Origin of the sequence: Sphingobium sp. B10D7B (genome assembly GCF_025961955.1) — a bacterium.
Taxonomy (GTDB): domain Bacteria; phylum Pseudomonadota; class Alphaproteobacteria; order Sphingomonadales; family Sphingomonadaceae; genus Sphingobium.
The window spans coordinates 1,046,623-1,068,523 of record NZ_JAOQOQ010000001.1 but is presented as its reverse complement, the minus strand read 5'-3'; the positions used below and the strand labels follow the sequence as shown (position 1 = coordinate 1,068,523).

Genomic DNA, 21,901 nt, shown 5'->3' with positions numbered 1-21,901 from the left:
CCTCAGCGTTTCGCCAAAGCGGTGAGCGTGCCGGATGTCAGCACTTGCGGGAGAACCTGTGGCGTCGCGGCGCCGGGTGCGTAGAAGAGATAGAGCGGCACGCCGGAGCGGCCATGCGCTTCGAGGAAGCGACTGATCGCCGGGTCGGCATTGGTCCAGTCGCCGACCATCGCTGTGACTCCGTCCGCCTCGAAGGCATCGCGCACCGCCTGCGTATCGATCGCATTGGCCTCATTGACCTTGCAGGTCAGGCACCAGTCGGCTGTGAAATAGAGGAAAACCGGCTTGTTCTGCGCCCGCAGCGCGGCCAGCCGGGCCTCGCTGAACGGCTCGCCCACCAGCCCCTCGCCCGCAACCGGGCGATCCCCACGGACCAGCGCAGGCGCCGCGATTGCAGCGCCGCTCAGCAGCAGGGCTACGAGTCCGCCCAAGGCCCAGTTGACGCCAGCGCCGGCGCGCTGGCGACGCCCCAGCAGCAGGAGGGCCAGGATCACGCCGCCCGCCAGCAGCACGCCCAGCACCACGCCACCGGCACCAAGCTGCCGGGAGAGCAGCCAGAGCAGTGCGAGCGCCGTCAGCCCCATCGGCACTGCCATGATGCGCCTAAAGCGGGTCATCCAGGCGCCGGGACGGGGCATCAGCCGGCGCAGTGCCGGAACCCAGGCAATGGCGATGAACGGCGAGGCCAGCCCGAGGCCGAGGCCTGCGAACACCGCCAGAGCCAGCGGCCAGGGCAGCACCAGCGCGGCGCCCATGGCCGCGCCCATGAACGGCCCGGTGCAGGGCGTCGCCACGAAAGCGGCCAGCGCGCCAGTCCAGAAAGCGCCCGCCTGCCCGCCTTGCCCGGCCCGGCCCTGCCCGACCGAAAGCGAGGCGATCTCGAAACCGCCGAGAAGATTGAGCGTGATCGCCACCATCAGCATCAGCAGCACCGCGATCACGCGCGGGTCCTGCAACTGGAAGGCCCAGCCGACCTGCGTACCGCCGGCCCGGATCGCCAGCATCAGCGCCCCGAGCGCGAGGCAGGTGACGAGAATGCCGGCGGTGTAAGCCAGCGCGTCGCGCCTGGCCTGCCGCTCATCCCCGCCCGCCTTGGCAAGGCTGATCGCCTTGAGGCTGAGAATCGGGAAAACGCACGGCATCACATTGAGAATCAGCCCGCCCAGAAAGGCGCCGCCGAGGATCAGCAGCACCGCGCCAAGCCCGGTCTGCGCGGCTGGCTCGGCCGTTGTTGCGCCATCCGGCGCCACCGTCAGCCGCTCACCCCGCTCGGGCACAGCACCGGGCGTGGCCCTGATCGCCAGCGCGACGCCCGACGAAACCGCCAGCACGCCATCGACCGTGCCGGGCACGGACGCGTCCTCCGCCAGCCCCACCTCCATCACCAGCCAGTCACCTGCCCGACGCACGGTCTGCGGTTGCGCGTAGCGCACGACATCCGGCGTGGTCGCAAAGAACCATGGCGCGCCCATCGGCGCCGCCTGCGGATAGGGCACCGCGATGCTCAGCGTCCCGCCGGCCACAGCATATCGCGCAGGCTGATCGAGCGGACGGGGGAGAGCCGCGCGAAATCCGTCGAAGATCTTGCGGGAGGCTGCCGTCGTAGCACCATCGCCAATGGTCAGCGTGGTCGCGATCTCGCCCTGCTCCGGCACGCAGATCGCCTCCGTGCAGGCGAGCCAGCGCGCCGTGCCGCGCACCGGCAAGACGGTGCCAGCCGACAGGCCCGCGGGCACGGCAAGATCGACCAGCACGGCATAGTCATGCTCGTAGACATGGTTCATCAGCCCGGCGATCAGCAGCCGGTCCGGCACCGGATAGCGGAAATCGCCGATCTTCAGGCCGCCGCCCGCCGGCAAATCCCAGGCGACCTGCATGCCCTGCCCGGCATCGCCCGGATTGCCCCAATAGCCATGCCAGCCGGCTTTGGGTTTCATCACGATAGCGAGGGTGACGGTGCTCCCGGCCGCCGGGCGATCCGTCTCGGCGATAAGGCTCGCGGTGATATTCGGTGCCCCGCGCTGTCCGAACGCGCCGCCAGCGGATGGGGCCGCAGATTGCGCAAAAGCGGCTGGACCGACCAGCAATGCTGCCAGAAGAACCCATAGCGTCATCAAAACGCCATTGAGCCGGCGCACAGGAAAAGCCATGAAACGGATCATTGGCCGTTCTGTAAGCGCGCGCCGCCCCGACCCCAAGGAGAATCTATGCGTTTCCCTGCTTGCCTGTGCCTTGCCGCAACGCTGGCCCTGAGTGGCCCGGCGCTGGCCCAGCCCGCGCAGACTCCAGCCGCGCCCGCTGCGCCCGCAGCTGAGGCGCCGCAGAGCCCGCCCAAGCTGCTGGTGGTCATCTCCGTCGATCAGTTTTCCACGGACCTGTTCGGCGCCTATCGCAGCGCCTTCACCGGCGGCTTGGCCCGCCTGCAGCAGGGCGTCGTCTTCCCCAATGGCTATCAGGGCCACGCTGCCACGGAAACCTGCCCCGGTCACTCGACGATCCTGACTGGCAGCCGCCCCGCGCGCACCGGCATCATCGGCAATGACTGGATCGACCAGAAGATCGCCCGTGCCGACAAGACCGTCTACTGCGCCGAAGACCCCGACGTACCGGGCACGAGCTCGCGGGATTATGCGCCGTCCGTTAAGATGCTCCGCGTGCCGACGCTGGGCGGCTATATGAAGGCGCAGAATCCGGCGGCCAAGGTGGTGTCCGTTTCCGGCAAGGATCGCTCGGCGATCATGATGGGCGGGCCGGTGGTCGATCAGATCTGGTGGTGGGGCGGCAACGGCTTCACCAGCTATCGGGGAACGCCGCTGACGCCGCTGATCGAGCAGGTGAATGCCGGCGTGCGCAAGACCTTCGACCAGCCCCGCCCGGCGATGGACGTCCCCGCCTTCTGCAAGGCCAATGACCGCGCCGTCCGCCTGACCGACACGCTCAGCGTCGGTGACGGGCATTTCGCTCGCGCCGGTGGCGACGTCCGCGCCTTCCGCACCTCGCCGGAAGCCGATGCCGCCGTGCTGGCGCTCGCCGTCAAGCAATTGGAGGCGCAGCAGCTCGGGCGCGGCAACACCACCGACCTGCTGATCGTCGGCCTCTCAGCCACCGACTATATCGGCCATAGCTATGGCAATCGCGGCGCGGAAATGTGCATCCAGATGTTCGCGCTGGACGATGCCCTCGCCAGCTTCCTGGATCGGCTGGACGCGACCGGCCTCGATTATATGGTCATGCTCACCGCCGACCATGGCGGGCCGGACATCCCCGAGCGCCTGCGCGAGCAGGCCATCGCGGATGCCGAGCGCGCGGACCCGGCCCTGTACCCGAGTGCCGTAAGCGCCGCGATCAGCGCGCGCACCGGCATTACCGTCGCGCAGGGCACGCTGCTGCTCGGCACCAATCCCTTTGGCGACATCTATGTGAATGCCGCGCTGACCGCCGCCCAGCGCACCCGCGTCATTGCCGAGGCCAAGGCCTTCTACGCCAGCCACCGGCAAGTGGAGGCCGTCTTCACCCGCAAGGATATCGAGGCCGCGCCGGCCCCCGCCGGATCGCCGGAAAGCTGGTCACTCGCGACGATCGCCAAGGCGAGCTACGACCCCGAGCGGTCGGGCGATCTCGTCCTTCTGCTCAAGCCGCGCATCATGCCCATTGCCACGCCGGCGCCGGGCTATGTTTCCACCCATGGCAGCCCATGGGGCTATGATCGCCGGGTGCCGATGCTGTTCTGGCGCAAGGGCCTGATGCACATGGAACAGCCCCAGGCAGTCGAGACGGTGGATATCCTCCCGACCCTCGCGGCGCAGATCGGCGTCACCGTGCCCGCTGACCGGATCGATGGCCGCTGCCTCGATCTCGATGCCGGCCCGGCGACCCGTTGCCCTACCCCACAGGATCGCTAGACTGGCCTGAATCGGTCCCAACAAGCAGGACCGGATAAGGAGAGGCTACACGCATGTCAGGCAAGATCGTCATTACCGGTGCCTCAGGCCAATATGGCCGGGCCGCCACGGATCGGCTGATCGAGAAAGGGCTGGCAGACCGGCTCATCCTCATCAGCCGCTCGCCGGACAGACTGGCGGACCGCACCGCGCAGGGCTGCGACGTGCGCTATGGCGATTATGACAAGCCCGAAACGCTGGCCGCCGCCGTGCAGGGCGCGGAAAAAATGCTGCTTATCTCCGGCACGCGGGTCGGGGCCCGCGTCGTCCAGCACAAGGCGGCGATCAATGCGGCAGCGACCGCCGGCGTCCGCCACATTCTCTACACCAGCTTCATCGGCATCGATGACCCGAACAACCCGGCGGAAGTGCGCCACGACCATATCGAGACGGAACAGGCCATGCGCGCCTCCGGCATGGCGTGGACGGCGCTGCGCGACGCACATTATGCGGACGCCATGATCCTGATGGCCGGGCCGAATGTGCTGGCCACCGGCCAATGGTTCAGCAATGCCGGTGAGGGGCGCGAAGCGATGGTATGGCGCGACGATTGCGTGGACTGTGCCGTCGCCGCGATGACCACGCCGGGCCATGAGAACAAGGTCTACAACATCACCGGGCCAGAGTTGCAGACCTTTGGCGAGGTCGCCGCGCTCATCACGCAGATCACCGGCTGCCCGGTGGAGCACATTCCCGTCGACGACGGGCGGCAATATGCCATCTTCGACAGCATGGGCATTCCCCGGCGCCCGGTCGATGACCAATATGTGAGCGGCATTCCCTGGAACAGCGATGATATGGTCACCTTCGGCCGCGCGATCCGCGAAGGCTATCTGGAATTGCGCACCGATGACGTGCAGACGTTGACCGGCCGCCCCGCCCGCTCCGTCCGCCAGATGATCGAGGAAAATCGCGCGATGCTGGTCGAGGCCGCCCGTGGCGCGGCAGCGGCGCAACCGGCATGAACCGCGCCGATTACGAGCGCTATCTCGCGGCGTTCAATGCCAAGGATTATGACGCGGTCTGCGACTTTTACGCAGAGCCGATGGACATGCGCTTCTTCGGCGTCGCACTGCAATCCCGCGAGGACATGAAGCGCTTCTACAGCTTTCTCCACGCCCATGTTCATGAGAGCGTACGGGTGCTCAATTTCGCGTCGAGCGACACCCTGACGGCCGTCGACGCCATCGTGCGCATCGAGGCCTATCGCGACCTCGACCGGGCGACGCTCGATGCCAATGGCGCGGGCGGGTTGTTCCCGATCAAGGCCGGCGAGGTGCAGGAGATGCGGCAGTTCATCTTCTACACCCTGCGCGACGGGCTGATTGTGGACGTCGCCTGCGCGCTGGCGCCGCCGACCGGCTGACCGGCGCGGCGAGCTGCTTTAGCGATAGGGCGACTGCGTGCGGCTCACATAAAGCGGCGAGCGTGCGACCGGGCCGCTGACGACCATCGCCTTCATGCCCTTGCGCACCTTGTCGGCATCGATGACATTGTTGAGAACCGCGCGGGTCTGGCCGCTCGGCAGCGGCTCAACCACCGAAAGGCCGATGCCAGCCTTGGCACAATAAGCCAGCACATCCGCTTCCGGGGCGGCGAGGATGACGACGCGGCTCATGCGGCAAGGCTCCCCTGCTGCGCAAACACCGCGCGCATCGCCGTGGTCGAGCGCAGACGGTAGGGATAGGGATGCGCCTCGATGCGGGCGGATACAGAGCAGGCAGCTTCCCGCGCGGCATGATGGCGCTGGCTGCAGCCAGCGAACTGGGCGTCGATCAGCGCGCGCTGCTGATCGTGCAAAAGGCGATTGAAATCTTCCATGAGCGTCTCCCGACACGGCAAGCGGGAGCACGACGGTCTCTCAGTTATCGCGACAGCTTGCGAGCAGGGTTCGCGCTAATGGCGCCGCCCTAGCAGCTAATGTGTCATCTGTCGCACGCAATCGCCCCGGCAACGGCCCGGCGCACCGCGCGTGGATCAGGTCAGCGCATAATAGCGCACCAGATTGCCGTCCGGCTTGCGCTCGCCCACGCCTACGAAGACATGGCGGGTCATCCAGTCATATTTGCCCTTGCTCGTCTCGAAGGTCGGCTGCGCGCGCAGATAATAATCCTCATGCGCGACCGGCTCGCCGCCCTCGAAGGCCCAGGCCCGCAGCCTGGCCATGGAGTCCGGCTTGCGACCCCACAGATAGCCCTTGTTCTGCATGTAGATGATCTCGCCATCGTCGGTTTCCAGCAGATAGCGGGCATCGAACACGGCGGTATCGTCATCGCGGAAATGGGCGTAATCGCCGCCGGAATTGGGCACGGCCCGCCCCCGCAGCCGCGGCCCCTCGAAATGCCCTTCATCCACGAGCACCGCCGAACGGAAGCCGCCATTGTGGACATTGGGCACGCCGAAGACCCGCGTGAACATGAGGCGGCACTCGAAGGCGAACTCAAGCACGGGCTGGTCGAGGGTCGAGAAGGACATGGCGGCTCCTTGGACGATCAAATGGCGCGCGATCAGGCGGCGGGTAATCAGGCGGCGCGGGCGCCCGCCTCCGGGCGGGCATCCCACGGGCTGGGCATATGATAGGGCACGGTGATGAAATTGGCCTCGATCTGGCAGATCATGCCGTGATCGATCTTGAACAGCTCAGCGAGATAATAACTATGCGGCCGGCGGATGTGCGAGCGGACCTGCGTGCCGTCGGTCAGCGTGTAATGATCCAGCCGCCCGCAATGATCGATGAAGCCATAAGCCAGCACCAGCCCCCGCTCCTCGTCCACCAGCGGAAAGCGGCGGCCGCGCAGGCGATCGTCATAACGGTAATTGCCGGTGCGGAACTGCGCCTCGCACGGCAGGCCGGCGACCGGCACCAGCTTGGCGAACTCGGAATTGTTGGTGGTCTGCACGCCATTTTCGACGCGGTTGCAATCGGGGTGGAATTTCGTGCGGATCGTCCCGTCATTGCGCTGTAAGGTCTCGAAATAACCATCTGACAAGGCGATCATTTCCGCGCGGGAGACGGGCGCCTCGACGGCGGCATTGAGGATCGGCTTGTCGCCAAATCGCTGGTTCTCGAACACCGGCGAGCTGTCCACCTGCCGCACCACGATGGTCTCGGCCTCCGCTACCCGGCCCGCCTCGTCCAGCCCGAGGCGCACGGTGTATGCGCTCTCATCCAGCGGCTCGACTGCCGTACCGAAATAGCCGACCTGTCGCGTCTTCTCATCGGCGAACATAAGGCGATAGTCGCCCAGCCGCTCGATGGTGCCCCACAGGCCATCGTCCGGCTGGAGGCGGACATTATTCTCGGTGATGAACGGGTCGGGCGCCCAGTCCACGGCGCCGGGGTCTTTGCGCCCCAGCGCCGCGAGATAGGCCTCCAGCGCGTCATAGAGCGCCGCGCGGCTCATCCCCTTTTGGCTCACGCCGCGTTGACCGGCGCGTCCATGTACATGGCCTTTATCTCCAGATAGGCCATCAGCCCGTCCACGCCGCCCTCGCGGCCGATGCCGGACTGCTTGTAGCCGCCAAAGGGCAGGCCCCAATCGACCTTCAGCCCGTTCTGGCCGATGCCGCCGGTGCGGATACGCCGGGCGACGTCGAAGGCGGCCTGCGCATCCTTGGTCAGCACTGAGCCGGAGAGGCCATAATTGCTGTCATTGGCGACGGCGATGGCCTCCTCCTCATCGTCCACCGGGATGATGCTGAGGACCGGGCCGAAGATTTCCTCCTGGGCGATCTTCGACTTGTTATCGACGTTCTTGAACAGCGTCGGCTCGATGAAATAGCCCTGGTTGAGATGCTTGGGCCGGTTGCCGCCGGTCACCAGATCGGCCGTCTTCTTGCCTTCCTCGATGTAGCTTTCCACGCGCTCGAGCTGGCGCTTCATGGCAAGCGGGCCGAGCTGCGTCGTCGGATCGTCCGAATAGCCGATCTTCACCTTCTGCATTTCCGCCGCAATGGCGTCGGCAATCTCGTCCTGCCGGCCGCGCGGGACGATCAGCCGGCTGAGCATCGCGCAGACCTGCCCGGAGAGCAGGCTGATCGTCTGCGTCATCAGCTTGGCCGTCTCCTCGGCGGAGAAATCGTCGCGCACGATAGCAGCGGACTTGCCGCCCAGCTCCAGCGTGCAGCGCGCGATCCGCTCGCCGCACACGCTGGCAATGCGCTTGCCGGCCACGGTGGAGCCGGTGAAGCTCACCTTGTCCACGCCGGGATTGCAGACGAGGTGATCGCTCGCCTCGCGATGGCCGCAAACGAGATTGACGACGCCTGCCGGCACGCCCGCCGCCTCGCACGCCTCGGCGATGATATAAGCCTCCAGCGGCGTCTCCGGCGAGGGCTTCATGATGACCGTGCAGCCCGTGATGAGCGCATTGGCGACCTTGGAGGCCATGATGCCATAAGGCCCGTTCCACGGCGCGATGGAAGCGACCACGCCGACCGGCTCATAGACGAGATAGGCGGCGGCTGCGGCCTGCGTCTCGCGCTGCTGGACATATTGGAAGTTGGCACCCACCTCGCGGGTCTGATCGAACTGCATGGTTGCGCCGGCAACCATGCCGGGCGCGAAGCTCGCGAGGCCGCCCATCTGCGCGGTCCAGGCCTTGGCCAGCTCGCTCGCGCGGCTCTGCAGATGCACGGTGATCTTCTTCATGATCTCGTTGCGCTCAGCAACGCTCATGCGCGGCCACGGACCGTGGTCGAAGGCAGCGCGGGCGGCGGCAACGGCAGCGTCCATGTCCGCCTCATCGGCTTCCGCCACGGCGCCGACGACCTGCTCGGTATTGGGCGAAACCAGCTCGATGAACCGCCCGCTATTGGGCGCCCGCCATTGCCCGTTGATCCAGACCTTGCCGGGCTCCTTCACGAACACGCCTTCGGGATTATGTCCTGCCACGCTCTCTCTCCTTCAATTTATGCCCGGCGCCGCCGCCTTCTGGGGAGCGGACTGCCCGGATTCTGGCGACCTGCACGCCGCCGGATTCGATGGCGCGGATGCTAAGGATTGCGGGCGGGTGCGCAAGGGGAAAGCGGTGATGGATGAGCGGAGAGGTTGACTTTGTCTGGAAGAATGTAGCGCGGCCCTTACAGTGGTTCGCGGTGTCAGGCGTCAATCAAAAGCTGCCCCCCTAACACCGGTTCGTCCTGATCCAGTCGAAGGGCTGCATTTCATTGGCCTAGAGTGATACTGAAAGGCCTTTGAAATGATCCACCGGAGAAACACAAATGGTCTTTGCCCCTTTGATCCTCGTGGGACTGTTCTGCAACGCCATCTACTGCGCCGTTAAAATCCATCGAGACTTCCAAAGCGGACACGCCGCATTTGGCGTTGTCGGACTGATTGGTGTCGTTGGATCGACTGGCATAGCAGCTACAGCAATCGCGGCGATCATTTTGATCAGTGAGGGCCAATTGACTTAGAGGATCCCGCGGAGAGGAGACCGCCGCGCTGCGACGCGCCCATCAAGTCGGCGAGCGGCCCATACGACATTGCCGGCATTCCTTCCGTTTGGCAGAGTGGCATTGTGACCGTCAGATCCTTCAATCGCTGCTGGGCGCTTCTGTGGTTAACCGCAGCATTGGCTATCGTGGCAGTTATATCCATCGAACCGATGCGCTGGAGCTTGCCCGCCCGCTATCTGCTCAAGCCATTGGACATCTACCGCATCGGTGCGATCGACTATCACATGTGCATGAGGGTAGAATTGTCGCCTGAGGAAGCCGACGATTTCGTACGTCGGCGCTTTGATCCAAAGGATCGGATTGTCCGGCCAGTTCCATCAGACCAACATTTGTGCGGCGCAACTTTCTGGCCGACGACCTTCAACAATGAGACAAGTGGCTATGCTGAAACCCAGTGGTCCAATGGGATAATCGAAGGTTCAACCGGAGCTGTTTACGAGCGGAATGCTCTCTACTTCTGGTCTTGGACCCAATGAGAAAACGACAACTTATCAGTCTCTCACAGCGCTGCTTTTTTCTCCTCCTGTGAAGAGGAAGGGCTTTTGAGGGGCGCTTCTGGATTGGCAAACCATGGGTCATTGCTGCGCATCATGGCGAGGTTACTGCTGGATTCCCGCGTGCGCGGGAATGACGGGGGCGTGCACGAAACACCAAGCCCTACAATGATTGCAAAATCCAACCATATTGACTCGCTCCTGTAACGGGCCCACATTCCGCGCCGATAACCGCCGCAGACTCAAGCAAGCACAGGCGGGAGAGACGAGAGAGGACGCCCATGATCACCGTCAATCAGCTTCATCCCCTGTTCTTCGGCGAGATCGTCGGGGCGGACCTCAAGGCCGAGCCGACCGAGGATCTGCGCCAGGCGGTGCAGGATGCGATGGACAAGCACATCGTCTGCGTCGTGCGGCAGGGGCCGATCACGGATGAGGAGCATATCCGCTTCGCCCGGCTGTTCGGGCCGCTGGAATATCCGCCCAATTACGGCAAGCGCCCGGCCGGCCGGATCGCGCCGGAGCTGTTCTCGGCCGGCAATCTCGATCCTGATGGCAATATCAAGCCGCTGACCCCGGCCAATGCGAACATCGCCAAGGGCGCCGAGCGCTTTCATGCGGACAGCTCGTTCAACCCCCTGCCCTCCAAATGGTCGATGCTGCGCGGCGTTGAGTGTCCTCCTTCGGAGGTCGGCGGCGACACGCTGTTCCTCGATCTGCGCGCGGCCTATGACGATCTGCCGCAAGCGATGAAGGACAAGGTGGATGGCATGACCGGCATCCACGATTTCTGGCGCGGCCGCCAATATGCCGGGCTTGAGGTCACCGAGGAAATGAAGGCCGCGATGCCGATGCCACCGGTGCATCATCCGCTGGTGCGTGAGGCGCCACTGGGGCGCAAGGCGCTGTTCGTCGGCGGGCATTGCGTGGGCGTAGTCGGCATGAGCGACGATGACGGCCATGCCTTTGTGGAAGATCTGTACGTTCATGTAACGCAGCCCAAATATATCCACCGCCATCAGTGGACGGTCGGCGACATCGTGATCTGGGACAATCGCTATGCCCTGCACGCCGCGACGCCGCTGGAAACCGACCAGTATCGCCGCGACATGCGCCGCGCGACGCTCAATGAGAGCGGCGAGGAAGGCGACACCTACGAGTTCCGCCGGCGCCAGGCCGAGGCGGCGCACTGAGCGCCGGTCTGGACCTCAACCGCACACTGACTGGCGCCATGCCCGGTAACGGCCGGCTTGGCACCCCGGCGTGCGCCGGGGGCTCAGCGCGGCAGATAATCCTCCGCCATCGCCGCCTCGATGCCGGCATGACGGGCCTTCACCGAGCCGATGAAGGCCGGGTGGGTGATGACATAGAGCTTGCCGGTGAGGATCGCGTCCACCGTCATCTCCCCAACGGTCAACGGGTCGAGCCAGAAACCCGGCGCCGTCGGCGGCAGGGCGCCGGGCGGCGCCGTTTCGTCCCGGTGGCGGAAGGGCGTATCCACCTGAAACTCCGCCGGGCGGTGCTGCTCGGTCTCCTCGATATTGGTGCGCACCGGGCCGGGGCACACCACCGTGGCGCCGATCGCGCCGCCTCCCATGCTGCTGCCCCCCATGCTGCTGCCCCCCATGCTGCTGCCCTTGGCATCCAACTCCAGCTTGAGATGCTCGGTCATGGAAATGACCGCCGCCTTGGTTGGCGCATAGACGCCGCGCGTGGCGCGCGCCTGCATGATCGCCCCCTGCGAGGCGGTGTTGACGATATGCCCGCCCAGCCCATGCGCCTTGATGCGTGGCAGGCCCGAAACGAGGCCGTTGACCACGCCCATCAGATTGACGCCGATGGCCCAGTCCCAATCCGCATAGGTCGCTTCATCGACCGGGCCCTGGATGCCGATGCCGGCATTGTTGATGAGAATCTGCAGCGGGCCGAGCGCGGCCTCGGCCTCGTCCAGCGCGGCGGCAAAGGCGTCGCGGTCGCGCACATCGAGTTGGAGCGCGCGGAAGCGATCCGCCCAGCCCTCGTCCGCCGCGACCTGCGCCGCCTGCGCCAGATGATCGGCGCGCACATCGCACACCGCGATCCTGGCGCCCTGCGCCGCCAGCGCGCGCGCCATGCCAAGGCCGATGCCGCTCGCACCGCCGGTGATGAAGGCCATCGTGCCTGCTACTGTCTTCATGCCTCTCCTCGCCTCATGGCTACCACTCTTATTATGGGGATTTACAACCAATGACCGTGGACCTCTATCATGGCGAGCCGGCTTCCAACAGCCTGAAGGTCTTGCAGGCCATTCATGAGAAAGGCGTGCCCTTCACCAGCCATTACATCAACCTGATGAAGTTCGAGCAGCATGCGCCGGCCTATGTCGCGATCAACCCCGCGGGACAGGTGCCGACGCTGGTGCACGACGGCCGGGTGCTGACGGAATCGACGGTCATCAACGAATATATTGACGACGCCTTCGATGGCCCGCCGCTCAAGCCGGCCGATCCCTATCTGCAGGGGCAGATGCGCATCTGGACCAAATATGTCGATGAGGTGTTCCGCCCGTCCCTCTCCTTCCTCGCCTGGCATCGGGTGATCCCCGGCATGGCCAAGGCGCTGCCCGAGGGCGAGTTCGAGGCGCGGCTCAAGCGCATCCCGCTCAAGGAAAAGCGGGATAAATGGGAGCTGGCGGCCAAGGGCGGCTTTTCCGAGCGGGAGCTTGAGGGCTGGCGCGCCAATCTGGAGGACGTGACCGACCGGGTGGAAAGCGCGCTCGCAGGCCATGACTGGCTGGTCGGCGGCATGTTCACGCTGGCGGACATTGCCGTCTTCGCCATGGCCGTCTCCATGCCGCGCAGCTACCCCGATCTGTGGAACGAAACCCGCACGCCGCAGGCCATGGCGTGGATGGCGCGGATGAAGGCTCGCCAGGGCGTGGCGGCAGCGCTGGCGATGCCGGACCACACCGGCATGGTCTCCCGCAAGGATTGAAGGCACGCCGCCGCCTCTGTCGCTGCGAGTCACGGTGCCTTTTTGCACATTTTTCTATCGCGAAAGTTCCCGTTAGGCTCCGGTTAAGCTAATTCATGCATGAGAGCGATGGCCTTGTCCGTCAGCCCGGCCTTCCCGGCCGTTTTCGTGCTGCAGCGATACCGGATTGCCCCGGCTGACGGACAAGCGATCTCCCCGGACCGGCCCCAAGCGCAAGCGATCAGGGCTCCAGAACGCAGCCCGAATAGCCCGGCAGATCGCCCTGTCCTGCGCCGCCGACCTGCATCAATGGCGCCGCCCGACCGAGCCGCTTTGGCCAAGGCGCAGGCTCAGCCCCCAGATTGAACAGGCAAAGCCGGCGCTGCTCGCCAAAGCGCCGCTCGAACAGCAGCACCTGCTCATCGACCTGCAGAAAGCGGATGGCGCCCCAGCGCAAAGCGGGCTGCCCCTTGCGGAAGGCGAACAGCGCGCGGGTGAGGTGGAGCAACGATCCCTCCTCTGCCTCCTGCTTGTCGACAGCCAAGGCCGGATGGTCGGCCCCCACCGGCAGCCATGGCTTCACACTTGAAAAGCCGGCATGAGGCGCGTCCCCCTTCCACGGCATCGGCGTGCGGGCGCCGTCGCGGCTGAGGGTCAGCGGCCAGTTGGCGATGGCCTCGGGATCCTGCAAATACTCGAACGGCACATCCACCTGCGTCAGTCCCAGTTCCTCACCCTGATAGAGGAAGATGTTGCCGCGCAGGCAGGTGAGCAACAGCATCTTCATCGCCGCGAATCGCGCCCGCGTCTTGGGCTCAGCGCCGTCAGACAGCCAGCGGGTGACGGCGCGGGGCGCATCATGGTTCTCGAATGCCCAGCTCGGCCAGCCCATGCCGGCGCGGTCCGGCCACTGGCCGATCGCATCCGCCACCACACGCGGGGTCAGCGCGTCGGCATAGAGAAAATCGAAGCCGTAGCTGGTGTTCAGCCGGTTCTCGCCGCTGGTGTAGAGCTTCATCTCGCGCAGGGCCTCGTCCCCACCGATCTCGGCGACCGTGAACCGGCCATCATAGCTGTCCATCAGTGCGCGGACCCGCTCGATGAACCGCGGAATATGGCGGTGCCCCTGATTGTAGCGGCGCTGCTGATAGTCGAACGGCCGCGTGCGCTGCCCGGCCTGGTTCGGGTGCGGCGGATTGGGGCGCAGGCGCGGATCGTGCATCAGGAAGTTGAGCGCATCGAGCCGGAAGCCGTCCACCCCGCGGTCCAGCCAGAAGCGCGAAACATCGAGCAAGGCCTGCTGCACTTGCGGATGATGCCCGTTGAGCTGCGGCTGCTCGCGCAGGAAATTGTGGAAATAATATTGCCGCCGCCGGGCATCCCACGTCCAGGCAGGGCCGCCGAACACGCTCTGCCAGTTGGAAGGCGGCGAGCCGTCCGCCTTAGGGTCCGCCCAGACGTACCACCCGGCATGGTCGCCCTGCCGATCGGATCGGCTGGCCTGGAACCAGGGGTGCTGATCGGAGGTATGGGCAAAGACCTGATCGATGATCAGCCGCAGTCCCAGCTCATGGGCGCGGGCCAGCAGGGCATCAAAATCGGCGAGGGTGCCGAAGATCGGGTCGACATCGCAATAATCGGCGACGTCGTAACCGAAATCCCGCATCGGCGAGGTGAAGAAGGGCGAGAGCCAGATCGCGTCTACCCCCAGGCTGGCGACATGATCCAGACGCGCGGTGATCCCCGGGAGATCACCGACGCCGTCATCATTGGAATCGGCGAAGCTGCGCGGATAGATCTGGTAGATCGTCGCGCCCTGCCACCAGGGCAGCGTGTCGGGCGCGCGCTGGCTGACGGGAAGGCTGGTGGCGGCAGGCTGGTGATTCTCGCTCATCCGCGCCAAACTGCATGGGAAGTTGGGCGCTGGCAATTGCGTCGGGTAGCCGTCAGCCTGCAAGCCACCCGGAACGAGGGACGAATGCGAACAAGAGCCGGGATTTGCGTGAAAAAGCAGCGCTATGCGACCGAAGCGGACGCCCGCGCGGTGGCGCTCCGCGCAGCGATTACGCTCCGCCCCTATCGCTGCGCCCTCTGCCGCCAATATCACCTCACCAGCCGGACCAAAGGCATGCGGGTGCTGAAAGTCGTCGAATGAAGGCGGTCAGTGCTCGCTGAGGAATAGCCTCAAATCCGTCATTTGCCTTTCGCCCCCATCCGTTTAGGCTCCGGACAAAATCAACGGGAGAGAGCGATGCGGTTTCAGGACAAGGTTGTGCTCGTCATTGGCGGCAACAGCGGGATCGGGCGTGCCGCTGCGCAAGGATTTGCTGCCGAGGGTGCACATGTGTTCCTCACTGGGCGGTCGCAGGCGACCATCGATGAGACCGTGGCGGCGATTCCCGGCGCGCAGGGCTTCCAGGCGGATATCGCGCAGATCGACAGCAATGATGCCGTGCTGGATGCTATCCGCGCGGCGCATGGACGGATCGACATATTGTTCGTGAATGCCGGAATCGGTGCCTTCGCTCCCGTGGAAGAGGTGACGCCGGCCCAGTGGGACGAGGTGCACAACGTCAATCTGCGCGGTTGCTTCTTTGCCGTGCAGAAGGCCCTGCCGCTGATGGGGCAGGCACCGGGCGGCGCCATCGTCATCACCGGCTCGATCGGATCGGTCGCCGCCGTGCCGGGCAATGCCATGTATGCGGCGGCGAAGGCGGGGCTGCGCGCGGTGGCGCGTACGCTCGCTGCTGAGCTGATCGGGCGGGGCATTCGCGTCAACATGGTCAGCCCCGGCCCCACCGAAACGCCGATCATCAACCGCTCTGGTCTCCCGCCCGAGGCCGTGGCGGGTATGCGCGCGATGATGACCGACGCCATCCCGATGAAGCGGATGGGCACGCCGGAGGAAATCGCTCGCCCGGTGCTGTTCCTCGCCTCGGACGAAGCCAGCTTCATCACCGGCATCGACCTGTATGTGGACGGCGGCTGCGTGGAGCTTTAGCCCCGAGCGAGGCCTTCGAGCAGGATCAGGCCGAGAGATCGACGCTTGCGCTTTCCATCGGCCAGACTGAAGCGGCTGTTCCGTGCCTATCTTTGCGCCCTGCCCCGTGGAGCCGGGCGAGAAGAAAACGCCCGAACCCCCAACGACCCAGGCCCGACGCCGCATTGATATGGCCGACTGCGCCGGCATCGGCAAAGCGGCTGCCCCAGAACTGGGCGAGACGCCTTGCCCGGTGGTATTGGATGTATGGATCGTCGCGGCTCGCCACCAAAATCGAGGGGAAAGGCAATGGAGCGCGCGAGGCTGGGGCGAACGGCTCCAGCCGCTCATCCAGCGGCGCCAGATCCAGTTCGGGCGGCGCAACGAGCAGCGCGCCGACAACCGGATAGCCAAAGTCCGGCCGCTCCATCGCAGCCCAGGCAGCGACGGCGTGGCACCCCAGGCTGTGCGCCGCTAGAATGACCGGCCGGCCAGCACCGCGAATCGCCAGATTGAGCTTGCTCACCCAATGCGTGCGGTTGGGCCGCGCCCAATTGCCGAGGTCGGCACGGACGCAATCGTCGCTCTCACGCTCCCAAATGCTCTGCCAATGCGCGGGGCCGCTGCCGTCCAATCCCGGCACGGTGAGGACCAGCGGGGTCGACAATGTGGATGTGACATGATCCATGATCAAAACTCCTGTTCTCAGGGCAGATCAGTCGGCTCGGTCTACGTCCCGATCGTCTCACGGCATAATGTCTAACGTTTAAGTTGACAATATGATTGCGATGGAGCGTGCGCTGATGCGGCCACGTGGTTCCCCCATGAATGATGCCGTTACCGATTAAACCGGCAGCCCCACATAATTCTCGGCGATGCTGGTCTGCGCGGCGACGCTGCCGGCGATATAGTCCAGTTCGGCAACCTGCATGGCGCGCTCGAAGGGGCCGTCTTCGGGGAAGCGGTGCATGAGGCGCGTCAGCGACCAGCTGAACCGCTCGGCCTTCCAGACGCGGGCCAGAGCCTTGTCCGAATAGCCAGCGACGGCATCGGCATCGCCCCGCTTGAAGAAGGCGCTGAGCGCTGAGGCGGCATAATGCACGTCGCTGGCGGCAAGGTTGAGGCCCTTGGCGCCGGTGGGCGGCACAATATGGGCGCTGTCGCCGCAGAGCAGCAGGCTGCCATGGCGCATCGGCGCGAAGACGAAGGAGCGCAGTGGCGCGATGGACTTCTCCAACGCCGGGCCCCGGGCGATGTGCGCCGCGGCATCCGGCCCGAGGCGGATCGCCAACTCGTCCCACACGCGCTCATCCGGCCAGTCCTCGATCTTCTCGGTCAGCGGCACGTCGACATAATAGCGGCTGCGCGTCTCGCTGCGCATGGAGGCCAGCGCGAAACCGCGTTCGTGATTGGCGTAGATCAGCTCGTGATTGCAGGGCGGCACATCTGCGAGGATGCCGAGCCAGCCGAAGGGATATTCCCGCTCATAGGACTGGCCGGCGCTGGCCGGGATCGCCTGACGGCTAGGGCCATGATAGCCATCGCAACCGACGATGATGCGCGCATCCACCCGGTGTTCGCGCCCATCCTTGCTGTAGGTGACATAGGGCGTGTCGCTCTCGATCTCGTGCAGGGCGACATCGGCAGCGCCGTAGACGACCTCCAGCCCCCGCTCGTCACAGGCATCCATGAGATTCTTGGTCAGCTCGGTCTGGCCGTAGACGACGACATGGCCGCCGGTGAGCTTGGCGATATCGATGCGAATCAGCCGCTCGCCATCGGCCAGGTTGAAGCCATCGTGCACCAGACCCTCGGCCTTCAGCCGCGCATTGAGGCCAAGGCGTTCCATCAGATCGACGGTGATACGCTCCAGCACGCCGGCGCGGATGCGGCCGAGCACATAGTCCGGCGTCTGGCGCTCCAGCACGATACAGTCGATGCCCTCAGCCCGCAGCAGATGCCCTAGCAGCAGACCCGCGGGCCCAGCGCCAATGATGCACACCTGTGTCATTCCATCCTCCTCGCAGACTCTTGGCCGCATATCCGCATGACCGCGCGCATTTGGGAAGGGACAGTTGCGACAAGCTCTGGTATTTTCCGGACATGACTGCCATGCCCCGCCCCGAGCGCCATTCCCGCGCAGCGATCGTCCCCGCCTATGATCTCTATGGCGAGGACAAGGCGCCACGGCGCGAGGACTTTTTCCACGCCGAAACGATTGCCGTGCGCAGCCGGCGCTACGACTGGGAAATCGCGCCTCATACCCATGCCTCGCTCACGCAGATGCTGTTCGTTGCACGGGGCGAGGTGCGGCTGCATCTCGCGGGGGAGGATCGGCGGGAAACCGGTCCTTTACTGGTCTGCGCGCCCAGCGGAATTGTGCATGGTTTCGGCTTCTCGCCCGATGTCGAGGGCTTTGTTGTGACCGCCTCACAGGATTTTGTGGACAGTCTCACCCGGCAGGATGCGCTGGGGCAACATCTCCGGACCCCGGCAATTCTGCGACCGGACGCAGCGCTGACCGCGCGTCTGGAGGCGCTGGGCACCGCGCTGGTCGAGGCCGAGCAGGACCGGTTCGCACCCAATGGCCAGCGGCTGCATCATGCGCTTGCCGAAGCCTGGCTACGCACGACCCTTGCTGCCGGCGCACCCCCTGACGCCCTGCGGTCCACCCTGGCCGAGCGGTTTCGCGTGATGGTCGAGGCGACTTATCGCGAGCATCGACCGATCGAGCATTATGCGCAGCGGCTGCATTGCACGGTCCGCACGCTCTCGCGCCAGACACAGGCCAGTTTCGGCATGACGCCGCTGCAGATCATCAACCGCCGGCTGCTGTTCGAGGCGCGGCGGTTGCTGCGCTTTACCAATGCCGGTTGCAGCGAGGTGGCGGCGGAGCTGGGTTTTGAAGACCCGTCCTACTTCTCGCGCTTCTACAAGCGGATGACCGGACGGGCACCGGGCCTGGAGAAACGGCGCGAGAACGTGTGAGGCGCTGCCGCGTCAGGCGGCGGCCCGCTCCGCCCCACTCTTCTGTCGCGCCAGCTTCTCGACCAGACGATTGAACAGGGTCACGCCGCGATCGTGCACGGTGGGCATCACTTGCACCTCTTCCGTGTCATCGATCACGCGCTGCTGGGCCTCGATCATGACCTTGTCCTCGGCGAAGGCCTGATCGGCCATGCGCATCAGAACGTCGCGCAGCGCCTCGTCACCATGGCTGCGATGCGGCCCCCAGGAGAAGAAATAGCGTGCGCTCTTGTCGCGCATCGGCGTCACGGCCTGGCTGGTGAAGGTGACGCCGCTCACCGCCTGAGAGAGATCCGGCTGGCCATAGTCGCAAGCCTTGGCGGTGCCGAGCGGGAAGACACCGCCGGTCATCAACAGGATGCCGGGAATGAGGAAATCATAGCTCATGAAGCTGTCCATCGGTTCTGGGCTGCGGCGCGAGGCCGATCCGATGGCGTTCTCCGTCCAGCGCTCATAGCGGATTCCCCGCTCCAGCGGCGTGATCCGGGCCGGGGTCTCGGCAAATTGCGGCCCGGAACCGAAGCTCTCTGCATGGACGAAGGTCAAATGGCTGAAATCGAGCAGATTGTCGTTGATGAGCCGCGCTTCCGCCGCATAATCGAGATGGCCGTGGCCGAGGATGTAATCGGGATGGTCCAGCCCCACGGCGGGCGGAATCAGGCGCTCATCGGCCGCGTCGACATCGCCCATCCAGACCCACAGCCAGCTATGCCGCTCCACCAAGGCATAGCGGCGCACGCGGGCCTGCGGCGGGATCTGCGCCTGACCGGGGATTTCGACGACCTGCCCGTCTGCATCGAACAGCAGGCCATGATACATGCAGCGCAGCCGCTCGCCTTCACAGCGGCCCAGCGAAAGCGGCGCGAGGCGGTGGACGCAGCGATCTTCCAATGCGTGGAGCGCGCCGGACGCCGTGCGCCAGATGACGATCCGCTCGCCGAGGATCGAGATGGCGAAGGGTTTCTCCACCTCCAGTTCATGCGACCATCCCGCGACATACCAGGCATTGCGAACATAGGCCATGACAGGTGCCTCTCCAGCTTCATCCACTGCACGCAAATTGACTTAACGGTGTTAAGGAGTCAATGATCCTCTATGGCTTCCCCCATCTCCGTCCCGCTAGATATCGAGCGCTTGCTGCAGGCGGCATTCGCGCAGCTGGAGGCGGACGGGCTGGACGCGCTCAGCATGCGCAAGCTGGCCGCGCGCCTCAATGTGCAAGCCCCGGCGATCTATTGGCACGTCAAGGACAAGGCCGAGTTGCTGGGTCTGATGGCCCGCCGCATTCATGGCCGGGCTTATGCGGACGTTACTCACGCTGAGGATTGGCGCGACTGGCTGCGGCGGTTCGGGCGGGCACTGCGGCGCAGCTTCCTTGCCCATCGCGATGGCGCGCTGCTTTGCGCCGTGTCACGCCCGCCGGCGGAGGCCGATCCCCTTGTCCATGCCCAGCGCATCGCCGCTCCGCTGGTGGCGCTGGGGCTGCATCAGCAGGACGCCTTGGCCCGTCAGGCCTCGGTCATCTCCTTCGTGCTGGGTTGGTCCGCCTTCGAGGCGAACGGGCCGATGCATAGCTTCCTCGACAATATGCTCGATTTCGAGGGGAGCTTCGAGCCGGGGCTGGACGCTCTGGTGGCGGGCTTCTCGGAGGTTGCGAGCGAGGCTTAGCCCGCCAGCCAGCGCGACAAGCGGCTCCCGGCATCGTTCATGAGGGCGCGCGGATCGCCCTGCTCCACGATCCGGCCATCCAGCACCAGCGCGACCTCATCGGCGGCATCGGCGGCATCGCGCACATCATGGGAGACGAGAATGATGGGAATGTCCGAGCGGGCGCGCAATTCGACCAGCAGGCGATGGAGCGCGCGGCGGGTCGGATGATCCACGGCAGAAAATGGCTCATCGAGCAGCAGCACCTGCGGATCGCGCGCGAGCGCCCGGGCCAGCGCGACACGCTGTTGCTGTCCGCCGGAGAGTTCACCGGGGCGCCGGCCTTCCAGCCCGTCCAGATGGACCTGCGCCAGCAGCGCATCCGCCCGCCCCTGTCGCTGTGTCGCGGGGATGTCCAGCAACGCCTCCATCACATTCTGCCGCGCGCTCATGTGGGGGAACAGGGCGTAGGATTGGAACACGACGCCGACATGTCGGTCCCGCGCGCCCATCTGCACGCCGGCCTGCGTGTCCAGCCAGCACTGGCCGTTGACGCTGATCCGCCCGGTAGCAGGCGTCAGCAACCCCGCAATCGCGCGCAGGATGGAGGTTTTCCCCGCGCCCGAAGGACCGACGAGCGCCAAGGTCCGTCCACGCGCCAGAGTGAGTGCCACGTCCAGCGCGATGGGCGCATGATGGCGCAGATGCAGGGTCACGCCCTCTCTGCTCGCCTCAGCCATGTCGGCGCCCCCTCTGCCCCAGCAGAAAAACAAGGCTGACCGCCACCAGCGAGACCGCCATCAGCAGCAGCGCCATCTCGTTGGCCGAGACCATGTCGAACGCCTGCACGCGATCATAGAGCGAGAGCGCCAGCGTGCGCGTCTTGCCGGGGATCGATCCGCCGACCATCAGCACCACGCCGAATTCGCCCAGCGTATGAGCGAAGGTCAGCACGGCCCCGGTGAGAATGCCCGGCCAGGCCAGAGGCAGTTCGATCCGCCAAATGCTGCGCCAGAGCGAATGGCCGCAGGTCGCCGCGGCATCGCGCAGATCGGCGTCGATGCTCTCGAAGGCCCGCTGCACCGGCTGAACGGCAAAGGGGAGATTGACCAGCACCGATGCAAGCAGGATCGCCTCGAAGCTGAAGGCCAGCCCGCTACCGAATAGCGCACTCCATACCCGCCCGATCCAGCTTTGCGGCCCCAGGGCGGAGAGCAGGTAAAAGCCAATCACCGTGGGTGGCAGGACCAGCGGCAGCGTCACCAGCGCCTCGATCACCGCCCGCCCGCGAAAGCGCGCCAGCGCCAGCCAGCGCCCGAGCACCAAAGCCAGCGGCAGCAGGATCGCGACGGTGAGCGCCCCGAGCAGGAGCGAGAGATTGAGCGCTTGCCAGTCCATCG

The 21,901-nt window shown here is 65.5% G+C and carries 23 protein-coding genes; 10 read left to right on the top strand and 13 right to left on the bottom strand.

All coding sequences use genetic code 11. The features are described 5' to 3' along the window. Positions 1-2: 2 nt before the first annotated feature. The gene (locus M2331_RS05000; RefSeq protein WP_264592298.1) at positions 3-2,150 is read right to left on the bottom strand and encodes a protein-disulfide reductase DsbD family protein; all 2,148 of its coding nucleotides are present in this window, start codon (positions 2,148-2,150) and stop codon (positions 3-5) included. Between the two features lie 57 nt (positions 2,151-2,207). On the opposite strand from M2331_RS05000, the gene M2331_RS04995 reads away from it, so the two are divergent. The 3 genes from M2331_RS04995 to M2331_RS04985 are packed head-to-tail and all read left to right on the top strand — an operon-like array spanning position 2,208 to position 5,307. Next, a complete protein-coding gene (locus tag M2331_RS04995; protein WP_181559255.1) occupies positions 2,208-3,902 on the top strand; it encodes an alkaline phosphatase family protein in 1,695 nt (564 codons plus the stop codon). A 53-nt stretch (positions 3,903-3,955) separates the two neighbouring features. Next, the gene (locus M2331_RS04990) at positions 3,956-4,906 is read left to right on the top strand and encodes an SDR family oxidoreductase (protein ID WP_181559254.1); all 951 of its coding nucleotides are present in this window, start codon (positions 3,956-3,958) and stop codon (positions 4,904-4,906) included. Then, on the top strand, positions 4,903-5,307 hold the full coding sequence (locus M2331_RS04985; RefSeq protein WP_181559253.1) for a nuclear transport factor 2 family protein: 405 nt from the start codon (positions 4,903-4,905) through the stop codon (positions 5,305-5,307). Before M2331_RS04990 ends, M2331_RS04985 begins: the two co-directional genes overlap by 4 nt. 18 nt (positions 5,308-5,325) lie before the next feature. Here the strand turns inward: M2331_RS04985 and M2331_RS04980 are convergent, their stop codons facing one another. The 5 genes from M2331_RS04980 to M2331_RS04960 form a co-directional block, all read right to left on the bottom strand. Beyond that, a complete protein-coding gene (locus M2331_RS04980; RefSeq protein WP_181559252.1) occupies positions 5,326-5,559 on the bottom strand; it encodes a hypothetical protein in 234 nt (77 codons plus the stop codon). Further along, positions 5,556-5,762, bottom strand: coding sequence for a hypothetical protein (locus tag M2331_RS04975; protein ID WP_181559251.1), 207 nt, complete (start codon positions 5,760-5,762; stop codon positions 5,556-5,558). The genes M2331_RS04980 and M2331_RS04975 overlap by 4 nt, the downstream gene beginning before the upstream one ends. A gap of 156 nt (positions 5,763-5,918) precedes the next feature. Then, on the bottom strand, positions 5,919-6,416 hold the full coding sequence (locus tag M2331_RS04970) for a DUF3237 domain-containing protein (RefSeq protein ID WP_181559250.1): 498 nt from the start codon (positions 6,414-6,416) through the stop codon (positions 5,919-5,921). Between the two features lie 47 nt (positions 6,417-6,463). Then, the gene (locus M2331_RS04965) at positions 6,464-7,345 is read right to left on the bottom strand and encodes a hypothetical protein (RefSeq protein WP_181559249.1); all 882 of its coding nucleotides are present in this window, start codon (positions 7,343-7,345) and stop codon (positions 6,464-6,466) included. A gap of 11 nt (positions 7,346-7,356) precedes the next feature. Then, complete coding sequence (locus M2331_RS04960) at positions 7,357-8,835, bottom strand: aldehyde dehydrogenase (RefSeq protein ID WP_181559248.1); 1,479 nt, start codon at positions 8,833-8,835, stop codon at positions 7,357-7,359. Positions 8,836-9,463: 628 nt separating this feature from the next. Between M2331_RS04960 and M2331_RS04955 the strand changes: the two genes are divergently transcribed. Together M2331_RS04955 and M2331_RS04950 are read left to right on the top strand one after the other, a co-directional pair. Next, the gene (locus M2331_RS04955; protein ID WP_181559247.1) at positions 9,464-9,877 is read left to right on the top strand and encodes a hypothetical protein; all 414 of its coding nucleotides are present in this window, start codon (positions 9,464-9,466) and stop codon (positions 9,875-9,877) included. Between the two features lie 299 nt (positions 9,878-10,176). Continuing rightward, positions 10,177-11,088, top strand: coding sequence for a TauD/TfdA dioxygenase family protein (locus M2331_RS04950; RefSeq protein ID WP_181559246.1), 912 nt, complete (start codon positions 10,177-10,179; stop codon positions 11,086-11,088). 83 nt (positions 11,089-11,171) lie between these two features. On the opposite strand, the gene M2331_RS04945 is transcribed toward M2331_RS04950, so the two are convergent. Beyond that, a complete protein-coding gene (locus tag M2331_RS04945; RefSeq protein ID WP_181559245.1) occupies positions 11,172-12,071 on the bottom strand; it encodes an SDR family NAD(P)-dependent oxidoreductase in 900 nt (299 codons plus the stop codon). Between the two features lie 50 nt (positions 12,072-12,121). Between M2331_RS04945 and M2331_RS04940 the strand changes: the two genes are divergently transcribed. Beyond that, complete coding sequence (locus tag M2331_RS04940; protein WP_181559244.1) at positions 12,122-12,868, top strand: glutathione S-transferase family protein; 747 nt, start codon at positions 12,122-12,124, stop codon at positions 12,866-12,868. A 220-nt stretch (positions 12,869-13,088) separates the two neighbouring features. Here the strand turns inward: M2331_RS04940 and M2331_RS04935 are convergent, their stop codons facing one another. After that, positions 13,089-14,741: an alpha-amylase family glycosyl hydrolase gene (locus tag M2331_RS04935; protein ID WP_181559243.1), complete on the bottom strand. Its 1,653-nt coding sequence runs from the start codon at positions 14,739-14,741 to the stop codon at positions 13,089-13,091. Between the two features lie 108 nt (positions 14,742-14,849). Here M2331_RS04935 and M2331_RS04930 point away from each other — a divergent pair, with 108 nt between their 5' ends. Then, positions 14,850-15,002 (top strand): hypothetical protein, encoded by a 153-nt coding sequence (locus M2331_RS04930; RefSeq protein WP_181561596.1) that lies wholly within the window; start codon positions 14,850-14,852, stop codon positions 15,000-15,002. Between the two features lie 96 nt (positions 15,003-15,098). Continuing rightward, positions 15,099-15,848: an SDR family NAD(P)-dependent oxidoreductase gene (locus tag M2331_RS04925; RefSeq protein WP_181559242.1), complete on the top strand. Its 750-nt coding sequence runs from the start codon at positions 15,099-15,101 to the stop codon at positions 15,846-15,848. Positions 15,849-15,873: 25 nt separating this feature from the next. Here M2331_RS04925 and M2331_RS04920 read toward each other — a convergent pair whose 3' ends face one another. Together M2331_RS04920 and pobA are read right to left on the bottom strand one after the other, a co-directional pair. Continuing rightward, positions 15,874-16,515: an RBBP9/YdeN family alpha/beta hydrolase gene (locus M2331_RS04920; RefSeq protein WP_181559241.1), complete on the bottom strand. Its 642-nt coding sequence runs from the start codon at positions 16,513-16,515 to the stop codon at positions 15,874-15,876. 156 nt (positions 16,516-16,671) lie between these two features. Continuing rightward, the gene (gene pobA / locus M2331_RS04915; RefSeq protein ID WP_181559240.1) at positions 16,672-17,838 is read right to left on the bottom strand and encodes a 4-hydroxybenzoate 3-monooxygenase; all 1,167 of its coding nucleotides are present in this window, start codon (positions 17,836-17,838) and stop codon (positions 16,672-16,674) included. Positions 17,839-17,930: 92 nt separating this feature from the next. On the opposite strand from pobA, the gene M2331_RS04910 reads away from it, so the two are divergent. Continuing rightward, the gene (locus M2331_RS04910; RefSeq protein ID WP_181559239.1) at positions 17,931-18,815 is read left to right on the top strand and encodes a helix-turn-helix domain-containing protein; all 885 of its coding nucleotides are present in this window, start codon (positions 17,931-17,933) and stop codon (positions 18,813-18,815) included. A gap of 12 nt (positions 18,816-18,827) precedes the next feature. Here M2331_RS04910 and M2331_RS04905 read toward each other — a convergent pair whose 3' ends face one another. Then, on the bottom strand, positions 18,828-19,877 hold the full coding sequence (locus M2331_RS04905; RefSeq protein WP_181559238.1) for an aromatic ring-hydroxylating dioxygenase subunit alpha: 1,050 nt from the start codon (positions 19,875-19,877) through the stop codon (positions 18,828-18,830). Positions 19,878-19,949: 72 nt separating this feature from the next. Between M2331_RS04905 and M2331_RS04900 the strand changes: the two genes are divergently transcribed. Then, complete coding sequence (locus tag M2331_RS04900) at positions 19,950-20,522, top strand: TetR/AcrR family transcriptional regulator C-terminal domain-containing protein (protein WP_181559237.1); 573 nt, start codon at positions 19,950-19,952, stop codon at positions 20,520-20,522. On the opposite strand, the gene M2331_RS04895 is transcribed toward M2331_RS04900, so the two are convergent. Both M2331_RS04895 and modB read right to left on the bottom strand, forming a co-directional pair. Beyond that, positions 20,519-21,241, bottom strand: coding sequence for an ABC transporter ATP-binding protein (locus M2331_RS04895; protein ID WP_181559236.1), 723 nt, complete (start codon positions 21,239-21,241; stop codon positions 20,519-20,521). The genes M2331_RS04900 and M2331_RS04895 overlap by 4 nt on opposite strands. After that, positions 21,234-21,899 carry a molybdate ABC transporter permease subunit gene (gene modB, locus M2331_RS04890; RefSeq protein WP_181559235.1) on the bottom strand — a complete coding sequence of 222 codons (666 nt, stop codon included), beginning with the start codon at positions 21,897-21,899 and terminating at the stop codon, positions 21,234-21,236. Before modB ends, M2331_RS04895 begins: the two co-directional genes overlap by 8 nt. Positions 21,900-21,901: the final 2 nt, after the last annotated feature.